This is a genomic window from Serratia sp. K-E0102, from assembly GCF_029962625.1.
Classification (GTDB): domain Bacteria; phylum Pseudomonadota; class Gammaproteobacteria; order Enterobacterales; family Enterobacteriaceae; genus Serratia; species Serratia sarumanii.
Genome location: NZ_CP124754.1, coordinates 1,503,805 through 1,519,712 on the forward strand (window position 1 = coordinate 1,503,805; position 15,908 = coordinate 1,519,712).

Sequence of the window (15,908 nt, forward strand, 5' to 3'; positions counted from 1 at the left end):
CCCGCCGCTGCGCCATTGCGGGCGGGATGTGTTATCTTACGCGCCGGAAATACCTTCAAGAGAGCCCGTCACGGTGGAAAAAAAGAAAACCTTCCCGCAGCAGAAAAGCGGCCTGCATCCGCGCAACCGTCATCGTTCACGCTATGACTTCCCGGCGCTGATCGCCAGCTGCCCGGCGTTGGCGCCGTTCGTAAAACCGAACGCCTGGGGCGATGTGTCGGTGGACTTCGCCGATCCGGCGGCGGTGAAAATGCTCAACCGTGCGTTGCTGCAGCACTTTTACGGCATCGAACACTGGGATATTCCGGCGGACTACCTGTGCCCGCCGATCCCCGGCCGCGCCGATTATCTGCACCACCTGGCGGATCTGCTGGCGACCAGCAACGGCGGCGAGATCCCGCGCGGCAAGGGCGTGGCGATCCTCGACGTCGGCGTCGGCGCCAACTGCATTTACCCGATCGTCGGCCTGCGCGAATACGGCTGGCGTTTCACCGGGTCTGAAATCGATTCGGTGTCGCTCAACGCGGCCAAAATGATCGTCGAGATGAACCCGACGCTGCGCAACAGCGTGCGTCTGCGGTTGCAAAAACAGCCTGAGCTGATTTTTAGCGGCATCATCGGCGCGGCCGAGAAATTTGACGCCACCCTGTGCAACCCGCCGTTCCACGCGTCCGAGCAGGAAGCGCGCGCCAGCACCCGCCGCAAGCTGCATAAATTGGGCAAAGGGGAAGTGGCCGACAAGCCGGTGCAAAACTTCGGCGGCAAGAACAACGAACTGTGGTGCGAAGGTGGCGAAGAAGCCTTCGTGAGCAAGATGGTGGAAGAGAGCGTCGGCAAGGCCAACAACTGCCTGTGGTTCACTTCGCTCATCTCGAAAAACACCACGCTGCCAGCCATTTACCATGCGCTGAAGGTGGCGGGCGCGGCCGAGGTGCGCACCATCGAGATGGCGCAAGGGCAGAAGATCAGCCGCTTTGTCGCCTGGACATTCCACGACGCCGAGCAACAGGCCGCCTGGGCAGCCGAACGCTGGCGCTAATCCTTCCGGCGCCGGTGACCTGCCGGCGCCGATAAAAATCCGCATTTTACCTTTCAATTTTCATCACTTACGTTATTCTCAATACGGAATTAATAATAAAAATCTTAGGCTGTTGGTTTATTTAAATTCGAATAATTACTTTACTGAATAAATAAATTCAATCCGGTTAATAGCAATAACCAGAAGGAACGGCGCTGCCCGTTCCTTCCGCGATGGCACGTCTGCGTGTGGGCGCGGCACGTGGCCAGGCAAAAATAAGAAAAGCGCCATCATCTGCCACAAGGACTACACCTTATGCTGTTACGATTCAGTCAGTTAACTACCCACAAAGGCGCCGAACTGAGCGCGATAGAACACGCCGTTCCGATGATCGTATTCTCGCCCGATGGCACGGTATTGCGCGCCAACGATCTTTTCCTCAACACGCTGGGATTTCAACGCGATGACGTGATTGGCCGGCATCACCGTATTTTCTGCGATCCGAACTATGTTGCCAGCCCGCTATACCGCAAACATTGGGAGACGCTGAATAAGGGCCAACCCATTACGGACACCATAAAGCGCATCGCGAAAAACGGCGAGGCGGTGTGGCTGCAAGGCACCTATGCGCCGGTGCTGAATAAACAGGGTAAGGTGGTGGAGATCGTCAAGATCGCCAGCGAAGTGACCGAGCGAGTGACCCAGGCGCAGGAGCATCGCAGCCTGCTGGCGGCGCTGAATCGATCGATGGCGATGATCGCTTTCACGCCGCAGGGCACCATCGTCAGCGCCAACGACAATATGCTGGCGCTGATGGGCTATCGGCTGGAAGAGGCGTGCGGGCAGTCGCATGCGGTGCTGTGCCCGCCGGAGTTCGCCAATTCCGACGATTATCGGCGGCATTGGCAGCGCCTGGCGCGCGGCGAGTTCATCACCGGGCGTTTTGAGCGCCTCAACCGGCGCGGCGAACGGGTATGGCTGGAGGCCAGTTACAACCCGATCCTCGACAACGAAGGCCAGGTGGTGAAGGTGGTGAAGATTGCCCAGGACATCACCCGGCTGATGCAACAGCAGCAGCATGAAGAAGAGATGGTGCGCAACGCGCATCATCTGTCGCTCGATACCGACCGGCAGGCGGCGCAGGGCGCGATTATCGTGCAGCAGGCGGTGAAAGGCATGCAGCAGGTCGAAGCGGCGGCGCGCGAAACCTCGGACGTGGTCACCGAGCTGGGCAAGTGTTCTCAGCAGATCGGCACCATCGTCGAAGCCATTCGTAAAATCGCCTCCCAAACCAACCTGCTGGCGATTAACGCCTCGATCGAAGCCGCCCACGCCGGCGAGCACGGGCGCGGTTTTGCGGTGGTGGCCAACGAAGTGCGCACGCTGGCGGAACAGTCGCGCAAGGCGGCGACCGAGATCGAACGCATGACCAAGTCCATCCAGCAAGGCGTGGCGGCGGCGATTGCCGGCATGGCAACCTGCGTAGAGCAGGCCGGCGGCGGCGTGGCGCTGACCCATGACGCCGGTGAAGTGATCAACCAGGTCAACATCGGCATGCACGACGTCGTGAAGCTGATGCAGGCGTTCACGTCGGTGAAGCAGGGCGACGCGCTGCACTGAATGGTCCGGCCCCGTACCGGACGGGGCCTGAAAGCTAGCGTTCGGCGGGCGGTTCCTGCGGCTGCGGCGCGCGGGAGATCTGCATCGCCTGCTGCGGCATGCCGATGCCGGCCCGATCGAAATGGATTTTCACCAGCCGATCGAGGGCGTATTGCACCACCCACTGTTTCAGCGCCTGCGTGCGCACCGTTACGCGGGTGGTGAACGAGCGGTCGCCCAACGCCACCACGCCGTTGAAGACCGGCTCGCCAATCAGGAAATGCTTCACCTGTTCATCCTGCTTCAGCGCCGCGATGGCCTGATGCAGCACCTCATTGACCCGATCGATGTCCTCGTCGCGGCTGACGGTGTAGTTGGCGCGGTATACCCCGAATTCGCGCGCATAGTTGGCCAGCGTGGTGATCGAGGAGTACGGCACGATGTGGTAGACGCCGTAGTCGTCGCGCAGGCCGATCGAGCGGATGGTCATGCGCTCCACGGTGCCGGTGATGCCGCTGACGGTGACATATTCGCCGGTGTTCATGCCGTTTTCGAACTGGATGAACACGCCGGTGATCACGTCTTTCACCAGCGTCTGGGCGCCGAAGCTGATGGCCAGCCCCAGCGCGCCGGCGCCCGCCAGCAGCGGCGCGATGTTCAGCCCCACCTGCGACAGCACGATCATCACGGTAATGGTGCTGATAACGATGGCCAGCACGTTGCGAAACAGCGTCAGCAGCGTGCGTTCGCGTGCGCTCGGCCGCACGCCGTTGCTCAGTTCCAGCGCCAGGCGGTGCTCGATGATGCTGGCCATCAGCGTCCAGCTGAAGACGGCGATCAGCAGGATCAGCAGGATATGCACCAGCCCGCCGAGCGTTCGCTGGCCATTTTCGCTGCCCGCCCACTGGTACAGGTTGATCAGGTGCCAGGCATCGAGCAGGAACAGCGTCACTGCCAGCACCACCATCACCCGCAGTATCTTCAGCCCGTTGGGGATGTAGGAGTTGATGCGCCGCTCGAGCATCGGATAGCGCAGATTAACGTCGGTCGGCAGCGAAATGCGGCGGAAAATCCAGCGGGTCAGCATGCCGGACAGCAGAGCGCCGACGCCGACCACCAGCAGGCTTTTCACCGTGGCGCTCATCATAAAGCGCAGGCTGTTGCCGATGTCGAACTGGGACAGCACGAACAACACCAGAAAATAGGCGATCGCCAGCAGATGCCAGATATGCCCCAGGCCGCGCAGGATCACGCTGAAAAACGCCATCGACCGTTCGGCCAGCAGGTTGATCTGTTGCTGTATCGGCTTGCGGTTGTGCAGGATCAGCCAGATGGCGTACAGCGTCAGCGCCAGCATCACCACCAGATTGACGGCGGCGGCGGCCGGGTAGCTGATCTGCACCGCCACCACCGGCACCACCACCATCAGGCCGTAGCCGATCAGGCCGCTGAGCCAGGCGAGGCGCGTGTTCCAGTAGCGCGCGCTCTGGTCGCTGAAGGGGAAGGGGCGCAGGTAGTCGAAGTTGGGAGCGAAAATCAGCCGCAGCACCGCTTTGAAAAACTCAATCACCGCGAAGGCGCTGAGAAACAGGGTCTGCAGCCGCAGAATGGTGGCGCTGTCGGCGTGGACGTGGCGGGCGAACAGGTTGCCCGCCGCCAGCGCCAGCAGCAGCACCAGCAGATCGACGGCGAAAGCGCCGAGAATGGCGGCGGGGCGCTTATACCACGGGCCGCGCTGTAGCCGCGCGTTGTGCCCCCAGCTGCCCATGCGTTTGTACAGCGGCGCGATCAGCCGCCGGATCAGGTGGAACAGCGCAAAGGTGACCGCCACCGTCAGCAGAAAGTAACCCAGCGCGCGGAAAAAGCCGGCGGGATTGAAAACGCGCTTCGGGCCGGAGTCGATCAGCTTTTGCAGCGCGCCGAGCTTCTGGTTAAAGGTGCCGATGCCTTCCTGCGCCAGCGAGTTCAGGCTGTCGCTCAGCGTGGCCGGCGTTGATTCCTCCGGCGTTGTTGGGGCGGCGGCGGGGGCGTCGCCGGCGGCCTGTTTCAGGTGATTGATGAGTGCCGCGCGCGCTTTGTCGTCTTGCAGCAGATCGGCCAGCGCGGCGTAGGCGGCCTTCTGCTGCTCGCTTTTGTCGGCGGGCGCGGGCGGCGCGTTTTGCGCCAGCGCCGGTGGCGCGAAGACGTTCAGGGTCAGCAACAGCAGCAGGAAAAGCAGGTGTTCTCGCAGATGAGAACCTCGTCGGGAGTCTGCGTTTGGCGGCATTGTTCCTCTCTTTGGCGTTCTGTGATCGGCGGATGTCAGAGCAATACGATGAAAAACAATGAATATAGTAGGAAAGGTGGCGCGATGTGGCGTGGGAACGCGTGCGGAATGAAAGCGGCGGGCGCGTGGCGCGCCCGCCGTGAAACCGCCAGGATCAGGATACGTGCTGCAGGAACTCCTGCAGACGCGGGCTGGGCGGATGGTTGATCAGGTCGTGCGGGTTGCCGTCTTCGGCAATCCGGCCCTTATCGATAAAGATCAGGCGCGACGCCACTTTTTCGGCAAAGCCGACTTCGTGGGTGACGATGACCATCGTCATGCCTTCCTCGGCCAGATCCTGCATCACCTTCAGCACTTCGTGGCGCAATTCCGGATCGAGCGCGGAGGTCGGCTCATCGAACAGCATCATTTTCGGCTTCACCGCCAGCGCGCGCGCAATCGCCACGCGCTGCTGCTGCCCGCCCGACAGTTCGGACGGATAGTGGTGGGCACGCTCCGCCAGACCGACCTTGGCCAGCAGCTCGCGCGCCAGCTTTTCCGCATCGGACTTCTTCGCGCCGCGCACGCGGATCGGGCCGAAGGCGACGTTTTCCAGCGCCGTCAGGTGCGGGAACAGGTAGAACTGTTGGAACACCATGCCGGCTTCCTGGCGGATCAACCGATCGTCCACTTTCGGATCGTTGGCTTTCAGGCCGTCGACGATCAGATCGCCGCTGGTGACCTCTTCCAGCTTGTTGATGCAGCGCAGCAGGGTGGATTTGCCGGAGCCGGACGGCCCGATGATCACCACCACTTCGCCTTTGTCGATCTTCAAATCGATGTTATGCAGCACCTGGGTTTGGCCAAAATGCTTGGAGACGTTTTTAAATTCAATCACAGGATTTTCATCCTTCTTTCCAGACGACGCAGCACGAAGCTCAGCACCAGGGTAATAATCAGATAGATAACCGCCACGGCGCTCCAGATTTCCAGCGCGCGGAAGTTACCGGCAATAATTTCCTGACCCTGACGGGTCAGCTCCGCCACGCCGATCACGATGAACAGCGAGGTGTCTTTGATGCTGATGATCCACTGGTTGCCCAGCGGCGGCAGCATGCGGCGCAGCGCCAGCGGCATAATGACGTAGCGGATGGTTTCGCGGCGCGACAGGCCGAGCGCCAGGCCGGCCTCGCGGAAACCGTTATGAATCGACAGCACCGCGCCGCGGGTGATTTCCGCAATGTAGGCGCCGGAGTTGATCATGATGGTCACCACCGCCGCGGTGAACGGATCGATGCGCAAATCGGTGAACGCCATCGGCAGGGCGAAGTAGATGAACATCACCTGCACCACGATCGGCGTGCCGCGGATCACTTCGATAAACACCAACGCGATGTGGTTGGCGATCCAACCGCCGTAGGTACGGGCAAAGCCGGCGACGAGGCCGATGATCAGGCCGCCAATCAGACCGAGGACCGAAATCCACAGGGTCATTTTGGCGCCCTCTAACAAGATAGGAATGGCGGGCCAGATGGCGCTCCAGTCGAACTGCATGATATTTCTCCCGGTGATCCCGAACGTGGGTATCAGATACAACGAAGCGCAGGGGGGTAAGCGCCCCCTGTGCTTAAGTTAATAGCTTGCCAAATTCACAGCTTACTTAGGTTCGGTGCCGAACCACTTCTTGTAGATCTCGTTATAGGTGCCGTTCTCACGCAGGGTTTTCAGCGCGCCGTTCACCTTCTCGCGCAGCTCGTCGCTGCCTTTAGGGAAGGCGATGCCATACTGCTGTGCTTCCAGCGAATCGCCTACGGTTTTGAACTTGCCGGCGCCGGCCGTCTTGATGAAGTACAGGATGTTTGGCGTGTCGTGCAGCACCGCATCGGCGCGCTTGGTGCCCAGCTCCATGTAGGCGTTGTCGATGTTAGGGAACTGACGCAGATCCTTGGTTTTGATGTGCTGCTTGGCGTAATCCACCGAGCCGGTGCCGCTCTTCACCGCCACCACTTTGCCGTTCAGATCGTCGATGCTTTTCACGCTGTTGTTGTCGGCGTTGACCATCACCAGCAGGCCGCTCTTATAGTAGCCGTCGGAGAAGTCGATGGCTTTCTTGCGCTCATCGGTGATGGTGATGCCGGCCAGCGCCAGATCGACGTTTTTGGTCTGCAGCGCCGGAATGATGCCGCCGAAGTCCATTGGCTTCAGGGTGTAGTCCAGCTTCAGCTCTTTGGCGACGGCGGCCCACAGGTCGATGTCGAAGCCGACGTATTTGTCGCCTTGTTTGAACTCAAAAGGAACGAAAGCGGTGTCGGTGGCGACCACCAGTTTGTCTGCTGCGTGGGAACTTACGGCAAAGGCCAGAGAGAGTGCGGCCAGGGAGACTTTAAAAATCGACTTCATGAGAGGAATTCCTGTACAGGTTGCGGATTACCCATTTTTTATATTGCAGTTGGTGCCATGAAAAAATCGTGCCATGTTTTCAACTACTATAAAAACAAAGAGTTATTGCGTGATGTTGTGCCGTAAAGGCGAATTGTTATGGTTATGCACCAAGGTGAGGCACCAAAATGGTGCGTAAGAATTATCTTGGTGCATGGGGCTATCATTAACCAAACTTTGGCTGTGAAACAACCGTTCTTTAACGTTTTTGCTTCAATATTGATAACTAACTCTAACTTTCATGATGCACTGACGGTGCAAGCGGAGCCGCGTGCGGCGAAAAGGGGGGGCAGATAATGCTAGCGCAACTGGCTGTCTTTGCTGCCGCGCCGGTTATACAGGCTGGCGGCCGCGTGTTTTTTGTCTTGTTCGGTCTGGCAGGTGAGGCAAAAACGCACGCCGGTTAACGCCTTGCGGCGCGCCTCGGGGATCGGCTCTCCACATTCCTGGCAATAGCGCTCGCTCTCGCCGTGCCCGAGCGCTTCACGCGCGCGCTGCACCGCATCGTCGACGGTGGAATCAATCTGATCTTGTACGGCGCCGTCCGCCGCCCAGCCGCTGGCCATCGTTACCTCCTGACAAAGGAACCTTACCGTTTAATATGGGCCGTTTTTTGTACAATGCAACGGCCGCGCAAAAGAAAACAGGCCGGGCGAAGCCCAGCCTGTTCTGCCCGGAACGACGGGCGCTCTGCAACTTTTTAGCGTTATTCGATGTTGGATTCGATGAACCACAGGAACTTGTCCAGATCGCGCGAGGCGGCGGTGAACATGTCGGCGGTATCTTCGTCTTCCACTTCGGTAATGGCTTTACGGATGTCATTCGCGACCGCGCCGTAGCGATCGGCCAGCGCTTTCAGGTGCTCTTGCACGCTGTGGATATTGGTCGGATAGCTTTTCAGCGGCGTGCGATCGTTAACCACCTGTACGGTGCCCAGCGCCACGCCGCCCAGTTGCACCACGCGTTCGGCGAAGGTGTCCTGATGCTCGATGATGGCGGTGCGGAAGCCGTCCAGCATTTCATGGACCGCGATGAAGTTTGCGCCGCGCATGTTCCAGTGCGCCTGCTTGGTGATCAACGAAAGATCGATGAATTGCACGACCTGATGGTTCAGCGCCTTGATGGCGGCCAGTTTGACTTTTTCGTCCAGATCGTTACGGGTGTACAGCAGATCAGAAGATTTCGTTTTCACCAGTTTAGCGGTACTCATATCAGATATCCTCTTGATTAGTCGTTGTCCTATTTCGTTACGGGATCAATTATAGCAGGGGTATTTATTTTTGCCGCACGAAAATGGCTATTGCACAAATAGGAATGGCCGAATGGCACTATTTTTATTTGTTTTTTGTTTTTGTGTAACTTTATGAAAGTTATTGTTATTTCAATTTAAGGTGTTATTTATGTCAGTGAAGATTTACCCCTGTTATTTTATTTTCTGCCGGCATGCGGGTTCGGCTAAATATCTGCTTTGTTATCGGGGTGTTAATTTCAAGCCTATTCAGATTGATAGCCGTAATTGATGCGGATAAAGTAAGGGAATTAACCCCGGACTTTATTGGCGAATGATGAAAATTAACGTCGTCGGCACCAGCGGCAGCGGTAAAAGCACCCTGGCGCGTCAACTGGCGGAACGGCTTGACGTTCCCTATATCGAGATGGACAGGCTCTATTGGCGGCCCGAATGGCAGGGGACGCCCGATGAGGCGTTCCTGGCGCGGCTTGAGCAGACGCTGGCCGAAGCGGGAGGAGGCTGGGTGCTGGACGGCAACTACAGCCGCACGCAGGCGATCAAGTGGCGCGAGGTCGATTATATCCTGTGGCTGGACTACGGCTTCTGCCGCACGCTGTGGCAGGCCGTGCGCCGCGCGTGCCGGCGCGCGGCCAGCAAACGCGAGCTGTGGCCGGGCACCGGCAATCGGGAAAGTTTCCGCCGTTCTTTCTTCAGCCGCGAGTCGATCGTGCTGTGGACGATCCGCACTTACTCGAAGAACCGGCGAAAATACCTGGCGGAGATGGCCCGTACCGATGCAGGGCGCCGTTTCAAGCGCTTGCGCTCTCCCCGCCAGGCCGCCGATTTTCTACGGACGCTGCCGCAGGTTCACAGCAGCAGGCGGTGATGGATCCTCACCACCGCTTTCTTGATGTGCTGCGGCCGCTGCCACAGGCAGCCGGTTTTGTGCGCTTCCATCTGGAAAAAGATCGCGAACATGCCGTGCGTCATGTGCAGCGTTTGCGGGTGGCGTTTGATGTCCAGCAGCAGAAGGTCGCTATTTTCCGCGTGGGGATGTTCGCGGTGCCAGTCGCCCGCCAGGCCGTATTCGATGCGTTCTTCGCCGCTGATCAGCAGATGCAGCGCGATGTACTCCTGATGCATTTCGGCGCGCTTTTCCGCCGCCGGCACGGTGGTCAGCGTCATCACGTCCATAAAGATGTTGTCGCCGTCGATCGGGTGATGGCCCAGCGCCAGTTCGGGCAGGTCGCATCGGCGTAACTCGGTCAGGGTTGAAACCAGCGCCGGCGCGAGTCCGCGGCCGAAGCGGGGGTTGAACAGGCTGTTGTGAATCACTGTTATTCTCCATGTGAGCGAAAGTCCAAAGAGCCTGCGATACAGGCTAAGGGGAAGTATGCCGATTTGTCACGAGGAAAACAGTTAACCCGCCTGCATTCCGACGTTGCGGTCGGCAGGCGAGTCAGGCGATCAGGAAAGGCTTTCGAGGCGCGGCTTGGGGCGAATGGTCAGGGCGGAGCCCATGGAGGCGGCGATAATCGCCGCCAGCGCCAGCCATTGCACGCCGCTCAGGTGTTCGCCGAGGAACAGCATGCCGGACAGCGCCGCCATCGCCGGTTCGAGGCTCATTAAGGTGCCGAAGGTGCGCGCCGGAATTTTGGGCAGCGCGATGATCTCCAGCGAATATGGCAGCGCGGTGGAGAGGATCGCCACCGCCAGCGCCACCGGCAGAATATCGAGGTTGAACAGCACGCTGCCGGTTTGCCAGGCACCGATCGGGCAGAACACCAGCGCGGCGATCAAGGAGCCGAGCGCCACCGTACCGGGGCCGTGATCGCCGCCGGCCTTCTGGCCGAAGATGATATAGACCGCCCAGCAGGCGCCGGCGCCGAGCGCACAGGCGGCACCGAACGGATCGATCCCGCCCACGCCGTGGCCGAGCGGCAACAGGAACCATAACCCGGCGATCGCCAGCGCCACCCAAAGAAAGTCGATCGGCCGGCGCGACGAGAACATGGCCACCGCCAACGGGCCGGTAAACTCCAGCGCCACGGCGATGCCGAGCGGCACGGTGCGCAGCGACAGGTAGAACAGGTAGTTCATCGCGCCGAGCGACAGGCCGTAAATCAGCAGCGGCAAGCGGCTGCCGGCGACGATGCGCATACGCCACGGGCGGAAGATAATGAACAGAATCAGGGTGCCGATGAAAAGGCGCAGCGTCGTAATGCCTTCGGCGCCCACGATCGGGAACAGGCTTTTGGCCAACGAGGCGCCGCTCTGGATAGACACCATGGCGATGATTAACAGACAGATGGGCAGCAGCGCGGAGGGCGCTCTGCCGGAAGTAGATAACGACATCCTTAACGAGCCTTTTTTGCGCCGTTCCTCAGCCTTGAGAAAACGGTCGAAACGGGGATGCGAGCAGTGTAAATGAAATGGCGAAAATCTGTCTGAGAAAAGCGCGCATCGCGGTGAAATCCGCCGATCCTCGGATGAGATGCGGCGGATTTGGTCAAAAAGTGCGCTTTTTCTTAAGAATTATCTGGATATTAAATTGGTGATTTTTGTCACAGAAAGCCGTAGAATACGGCCGAAAATAGAGCGAAAAGAAGCAGATACACTGTTCTTGAAATCTTCTGTTACACGATATAAAGCTTTAGACACTCATTTCAAGGCAGAGTTTCACGCTAATTTTTGTTATATTTTCAAAGCATGAACAAATGGATGTACTTAATAATAAAACGCGTTTGAGGTGGTTATGAAAAAAATTGCATGTCTTTCCGCAGTAGCAGCTTGCGTATTAGCAGTTAGCGCAGGTACCGCATTCGCTGGTCAGAGCACCGTATCCGCTGGCTATGCGCAGGGTGATCTCCAAGGCGTTGCTAACAAGGCCGACGGTTTCAACCTGAAATACCGTTACGAGTTCGACAACAACCCACTGGGTGTGATCGGCTCCTTCACCCACCTGGAAAAAAATCGTTCTGAAAACGGTTTCTACAAGAAATCTCAGTACGATTCCATCACCGCAGGTCCAGCTTACCGCTTCAACGACTGGGCGAGCATCTACGGTGTGATCGGTGTTGGCTACGGCAAAAACATCGACAACGCCCAGGCTGGTGGTAACAAAGGTGGCAACAGCGACTACGGCTTCACCTACGGTGCCGGTCTGCAGTTCAACCCAATCGAAAACGTTGCCCTGGACGTTGGCTACGAGCAGAGCCGCATCCGCAGCGTGGACGTTGGCAGCTGGAACGTTGGCGTAGGCTACCGCTTCTAAGATTTCTTCATGCCTGCGGGCGTGAATGCGCGGCACAGGTTGCCGCGCGGATAAAAAATCCGCCTTCGGGCGGATTTTTTTTATCTGTCATTGGCCGCCGCGCCCCGTCGGCTGCGTCGAAAAGCGTGCGCTGCGGGCATCGCGCTCATAGCCTTGCGGTTCGGTCAGTAAACCGTACAGCTCGGGGCGGCGTCCGTAAATCCAGCGGCGGCCGGTGCTGAGCGGGATCAGCGTCAGATCGAGATCGGCGCTGACCATCCGGTCTTCCGCCGCCCAGGTCTCCGCCACGATGCGGCCGTAGGGATCGAGGATCATCGCATTGCCGGTGCGTACCTCATCGTCATCGCGGCCCACGCCGTTGCTGAACAGCAAAAACAGCCCGTTGTCGTGAGCGCGCGAGGGCAGCCAGCGCATCAGCCAGCCGCGGCCGTGTTCGCCGCGAAAGGCGACTTCTATCGCCTGCGGATCTTCCGCCCGCCGCTGCCACAGCGCCTGTGGGATCGGCTTCATGCCGTGCGGGCTGCGCGAATGGGTGCCGCCGGTCTGGTGCGGGGCCATCAACACCTCCGCGCCCAGCAGCGCCGTTGCGCGCACATTCTCCACCAGATTATTGTCCCAGCAGATCAATACGCCCACGCGCACGCCCCAGGGGGTGTCGAATACGGTATAGCGATCGCCGCTGGCGATAGCCGGGTGTTCGAAGGCGTGCAGTTTACGGTGCACATGCAGCGCGCCGTCCGGCAGGCATACGGCGTAGGCGTTGTAGCAACGGCCGTTGTCGCCCAGCTCGATCAGCCCGACGCCGATCGCCATGTTGTATCGCTCCGCCAGCGGGCGAATGCGCGCCAGCGAAGGGCTGGCGGCGATCGGTTCCGCCAGCGCCCGCACTTCGACGTCGGACAGATGGCGCACGTGCCAATAGCCGGTGATGCACATTTCCGGGAAGGCCAGCAGCTGTACCTGCTGCTCGGCCGCCTGAGCGATAAAGCGCTCAATGATCGACAGGTTGTAATTCTTATCGTTGGCGCGATGCTGGAACTGCACCGTGGCGGCGCGCAATGAGATGGTCATGGTGTCTCTCCTGTTAGGGTCTGCGTTGATTACAGCAGGTGGATTGATTACTGTATAATCAATTAAATTCCCTATTTGATAACCTGATGGAATGGACATAAAACAACTGCGCGCCCTGGTGGCGCTGGCCGAGCAGGGCAACTATCGACAGGCGGCGAGCCGGCTGTGCATCAGCCAGCCGGCGCTGAGCAAGCAGATTCAGGCGCTGGAAACCCAGCTCGGCGTTCGATTGTTCGAGCGTGGCCGACAGGGCGCGGTGCTCACCGCCGGCGGGCAGCGGCTCTACTCGGAGGCGCAGGCGCTGGTGGAACAGTACCAGCAGTTTCAGCGGCGCGCCCGGCGGGTGGCGCTCGGGGAAGCGGGGCGGCTGGCGCTGGGATTTGGCCTCTCCAGCTTTCATCTGGCGCCGCAGCTGGTGGCGGCTTTTCGCCAACGGTTTCCCGAGGTGGCGATCGGCCTGGAGGACATCCCGTCGGAGCGGCAGTATCAGTTGCTGTTACAGGGGGAGTTGCAGGCGGGGTTCGTGCGTTTGCCGGTCAATACGCCGCTGTGCGGCGTGGCAATGCTGAGTGACCGGTTGGTGCTGGCCGCGCCGGGCTCGCTGGCGCTGTGCGCCGACGATCTGATGGCGCGTTTCAATCAGCTGCCGCTGTTGCAGTTGACTCCGAAGCGTGGGCGCGGGCTGAGCGATCAGTCGCTGCGGTTTATCGCCGCTCATCGCTTGACGCCGAACGTGGTGCAGCAGGCCGGCGATATTCAGACGCTGTTGGCGCTGGTCGCCGCCGGCGTCGGCGTTGCGCTGCTGCCGCACAGCATCACGCATATCGCGCCGGCCGGCATCGATATTTTACCGCTGAGCGGCGAGGAAACTGAGTGGCAGGTCGGTATCGCCTGGGACCCGCAGCGCGCCGACGCGCTGCGGGACAACTTTGTTCAGACGGCGTTGGCGATGCAACACGGTTAGGTTTTAGAGCGGGCAATGCATCACGACGATCGGGCTCTGGTGATACTCGCTGCGGCGGCTTTCGCTAAAGCCGACTTTTTTCGCCAGCGCCAGCGAAGCCTGGTTTTCCGGCGAGATGATGCAGACGGTTTTCTCCCCCGGCAGGTGCGTTTTACCCCAGGCCAGCGCCGCCCGCAGTGCCTCGGTGGCGTAGCCTTTGCCGTGCGCCGAACTCACCAGCGTCCAGCCCATTTCCGGCGCGTCGAGCGCCGGGGTGATATCGCGCAGGCCGTCGAAGAAGCCGATGCTGCCGAGGTACTCGCCGCTCTGTTTGTCACGCACTGCCCAATTTCCATACCCCAACAGCGCCCAGTGGCCGGCGTAGCGCATCAGGCGCCCCCAGGAGTCTTCCCGGTCGCGCGGCGTGCCGCCGATATAGCGTACCACCAGCGGATCGGCCCACAATGCGGCCAGCGACTCGAAGTCGTCCAGCCTGTGCGCGTCCAGCCGCAGGCGTTCGGTGACAAGCGTTGGCGCGGTGTTGATTACGGTCATGTTGCTGCTCCTGCACAGGGTGAAAGGCGATGAAAAACAACGGCGTTCAGTATGCCAGAGAAATCACACCGCCAGCCACAACAGCCAGGTGAACAGAAAGCCGCTCAGGCCGAGCAGGGTGGTCAGCACCGTCCAGGTTTTCAGGCCGTCGGCCACCGACAGCCCCAGATAGCGCGTGACGATCCAAAAACCGGAGTCGTTGACGTGGGAAAGCCCCAGCCCGCCGAAACAGGTCGCCAGCGTCACCAGCACCAGCTGCAGCTGATTCAAGCCGCTGACCGCCTCCGACAACAGGCCGCCGGTGGTCAGGATCGCCACGGTGGCGGATCCCTGCGAAGCGCGCAGCGCCAGCGAAATGATAAAGGCGGCGGGCACCAGCGGCAGGCCGATGGCCGTCAGCACCTCCGCCAGCGCCTTGCCGACGCCGGATTCCACCAGCACCTTGCCGAACACGCCGCCCGCGCCGGTCACCAGGATCACCACCGCGGCGGTCGGCAGCGCAGCGCCCATCACGTCGCTGGCGTGTTGCAGGCTCCAGCCGCGGCGCAGCGCCAGGAAATAGAAGGCCAGCAGCAGGGCGATCATCAGCGCCACCGCCGGCGAGCCCAGCAGCGACAGCGTATCGCGCAGCGCCGAGCCGGCAGGCAACAGCGTGGCGGAGACGGTACCGAGCATGATGATGGCGATCGGGATGACGATCAGCGCCGCCACCAGGCCGGCGCCGGGCGGGTTGATGCGATCGCTGAGCGGCGCTTGCCCTTCCGGACGCGGTTCCGGCGCCGCCAGCTGCAGCTGTTCCAGCACCTCTATCGATAACGGATAGGTTTTTCGGTTGAGGTAGTTGGCGGCGAAATAGCCGATCGCGCCGACCGGAATACAGATCGCGAGGCCGATGATAGTCAGCCAACCGATGTCGGCGTTGAGCAAACCGGCGGCGGCCACCGGGCCGGGGTGCGGCGGCAGCGCGACGTGGACCGTCAACATCACGCCGGCCATCGGCAGGCCGAACTTCAGCGGCGACACTTTGGCGACCTTGGCGAAGCCGTAGATAATCGGCGCCAGAATGATAAAGCCGACGTCGAAGAACACCGGAATGCCGAGGATAAACGCGGCGAGGGTCAGCGCGGCGACGGTGCGTTTCGGCCCCAGCCCCTGGCTGAAGCGCTGCGCCAGCGACTCGGCGCCGCCCGAGTGTTCGATCATGCGGCCAAGCATCGCCCCCAGGCCGATGATGATGGTCACCGAGCCGAGCACGCCGCCCATCCCGGCGGTCATCACTTTCATCACTTCACCGGTCGGAATGCCGCTGGCCAACGCCACCAGCAGACTGACCACCAACAGCGCGACAAAGGGTTGCACCTTCGCCTTGATGACCATCAATAACAGCAGCACCACGCCGAGTACGGCAATCAGCAACAGCAGAGAGGTAGACATGAAAAAAGCCTTTCGTTGGGTAAGCGTTGGGCACCGCGATCGCCGCGTGGCGATACGGGTGCGTTTCATTGTTATAAAATCGATTTCTGGTGTCGGCGG

The 15,908-nt window shown here is 60.3% G+C and carries 16 protein-coding genes; 5 read left to right on the forward strand and 11 right to left on the reverse strand.

Annotated elements, in window-relative coordinates; translation table 11 throughout:
* Positions 1-73: 73 nt before the first annotated feature.
* Together rlmF and SSARUM2_RS07260 are read left to right on the forward strand one after the other, a co-directional pair.
* Complete coding sequence (gene rlmF / locus SSARUM2_RS07255) at positions 74-1,039, forward strand: 23S rRNA (adenine(1618)-N(6))-methyltransferase RlmF (RefSeq protein WP_165790341.1); 966 nt, start codon at positions 74-76, stop codon at positions 1,037-1,039.
* A 294-nt stretch (positions 1,040-1,333) separates the two neighbouring features.
* A complete protein-coding gene (locus SSARUM2_RS07260) occupies positions 1,334-2,638 on the forward strand; it encodes a PAS domain-containing methyl-accepting chemotaxis protein (RefSeq protein WP_033653405.1) in 1,305 nt (434 codons plus the stop codon).
* 34 nt (positions 2,639-2,672) lie between these two features.
* Here the strand turns inward: SSARUM2_RS07260 and ybiO are convergent, their stop codons facing one another.
* The 6 genes from ybiO to dps form a co-directional block, all read right to left on the reverse strand.
* Entirely contained in the window at positions 2,673-4,883 is a 2,211-nt protein-coding gene (gene ybiO, locus SSARUM2_RS07265) for a mechanosensitive channel protein (protein ID WP_060452749.1), read from the reverse strand.
* Between the two features lie 154 nt (positions 4,884-5,037).
* Positions 5,038-5,760: a glutamine ABC transporter ATP-binding protein GlnQ gene (gene glnQ / locus SSARUM2_RS07270; protein ID WP_004939230.1), complete on the reverse strand. Its 723-nt coding sequence runs from the start codon at positions 5,758-5,760 to the stop codon at positions 5,038-5,040.
* On the reverse strand, positions 5,757-6,416 hold the full coding sequence (glnP, locus tag SSARUM2_RS07275; protein ID WP_004939229.1) for a glutamine ABC transporter permease GlnP: 660 nt from the start codon (positions 6,414-6,416) through the stop codon (positions 5,757-5,759). Before glnP ends, glnQ begins: the two co-directional genes overlap by 4 nt.
* Positions 6,417-6,518: 102 nt before the next feature.
* Positions 6,519-7,262, reverse strand: a complete 744-nt coding sequence (gene glnH / locus SSARUM2_RS07280; protein ID WP_004939223.1) for a glutamine ABC transporter substrate-binding protein GlnH — start codon at positions 7,260-7,262, stop codon at positions 6,519-6,521.
* 338 nt (positions 7,263-7,600) lie between these two features.
* The gene (locus tag SSARUM2_RS07285) at positions 7,601-7,867 is read right to left on the reverse strand and encodes a DksA/TraR family C4-type zinc finger protein (protein WP_049196278.1); all 267 of its coding nucleotides are present in this window, start codon (positions 7,865-7,867) and stop codon (positions 7,601-7,603) included.
* 140 nt (positions 7,868-8,007) lie between these two features.
* A complete protein-coding gene (dps, locus tag SSARUM2_RS07290) occupies positions 8,008-8,511 on the reverse strand; it encodes a DNA starvation/stationary phase protection protein Dps (RefSeq protein ID WP_004939215.1) in 504 nt (167 codons plus the stop codon).
* 355 nt (positions 8,512-8,866) lie between these two features.
* Here dps and SSARUM2_RS07295 point away from each other — a divergent pair, with 355 nt between their 5' ends.
* A complete protein-coding gene (locus tag SSARUM2_RS07295; RefSeq protein WP_060452764.1) occupies positions 8,867-9,418 on the forward strand; it encodes a shikimate kinase in 552 nt (183 codons plus the stop codon).
* Here the strand turns inward: SSARUM2_RS07295 and SSARUM2_RS07300 are convergent.
* Both SSARUM2_RS07300 and rhtA read right to left on the reverse strand, forming a co-directional pair.
* Positions 9,400-9,867 (reverse strand): YhcH/YjgK/YiaL family protein, encoded by a 468-nt coding sequence (locus SSARUM2_RS07300; RefSeq protein ID WP_033646871.1) that lies wholly within the window; start codon positions 9,865-9,867, stop codon positions 9,400-9,402. The two genes, SSARUM2_RS07295 and SSARUM2_RS07300, sit on opposite strands and share 19 nt — an antisense overlap.
* Positions 9,868-9,999: 132 nt before the next feature.
* Entirely contained in the window at positions 10,000-10,887 is an 888-nt protein-coding gene (rhtA, locus tag SSARUM2_RS07305) for a threonine/homoserine exporter RhtA (protein WP_004939202.1), read from the reverse strand.
* 400 nt (positions 10,888-11,287) lie between these two features.
* Here rhtA and ompX point away from each other — a divergent pair, with 400 nt between their 5' ends.
* The gene (ompX, locus tag SSARUM2_RS07310) at positions 11,288-11,806 is read left to right on the forward strand and encodes an outer membrane protein OmpX (RefSeq protein WP_033637662.1); all 519 of its coding nucleotides are present in this window, start codon (positions 11,288-11,290) and stop codon (positions 11,804-11,806) included.
* An 87-nt stretch (positions 11,807-11,893) separates the two neighbouring features.
* Here ompX and SSARUM2_RS07315 read toward each other — a convergent pair whose 3' ends face one another.
* On the reverse strand, positions 11,894-12,877 hold the full coding sequence (locus SSARUM2_RS07315; protein WP_060452750.1) for a nitrilase family protein: 984 nt from the start codon (positions 12,875-12,877) through the stop codon (positions 11,894-11,896).
* A gap of 91 nt (positions 12,878-12,968) precedes the next feature.
* On the opposite strand from SSARUM2_RS07315, the gene SSARUM2_RS07320 reads away from it, so the two are divergent.
* Positions 12,969-13,841 carry a LysR family transcriptional regulator gene (locus SSARUM2_RS07320; RefSeq protein ID WP_060452751.1) on the forward strand — a complete coding sequence of 291 codons (873 nt, stop codon included), beginning with the start codon at positions 12,969-12,971 and terminating at the stop codon, positions 13,839-13,841.
* A 3-nt stretch (positions 13,842-13,844) separates the two neighbouring features.
* Here the strand turns inward: SSARUM2_RS07320 and SSARUM2_RS07325 are convergent, their stop codons facing one another.
* Together SSARUM2_RS07325 and SSARUM2_RS07330 are read right to left on the reverse strand one after the other, a co-directional pair.
* Positions 13,845-14,375 (reverse strand): GNAT family N-acetyltransferase, encoded by a 531-nt coding sequence (locus SSARUM2_RS07325; protein ID WP_033637665.1) that lies wholly within the window; start codon positions 14,373-14,375, stop codon positions 13,845-13,847.
* A gap of 63 nt (positions 14,376-14,438) precedes the next feature.
* On the reverse strand, positions 14,439-15,809 hold the full coding sequence (locus tag SSARUM2_RS07330) for a GntP family transporter (protein ID WP_033646865.1): 1,371 nt from the start codon (positions 15,807-15,809) through the stop codon (positions 14,439-14,441).
* Between the last annotated feature and the right edge of the window lie 99 nt (positions 15,810-15,908).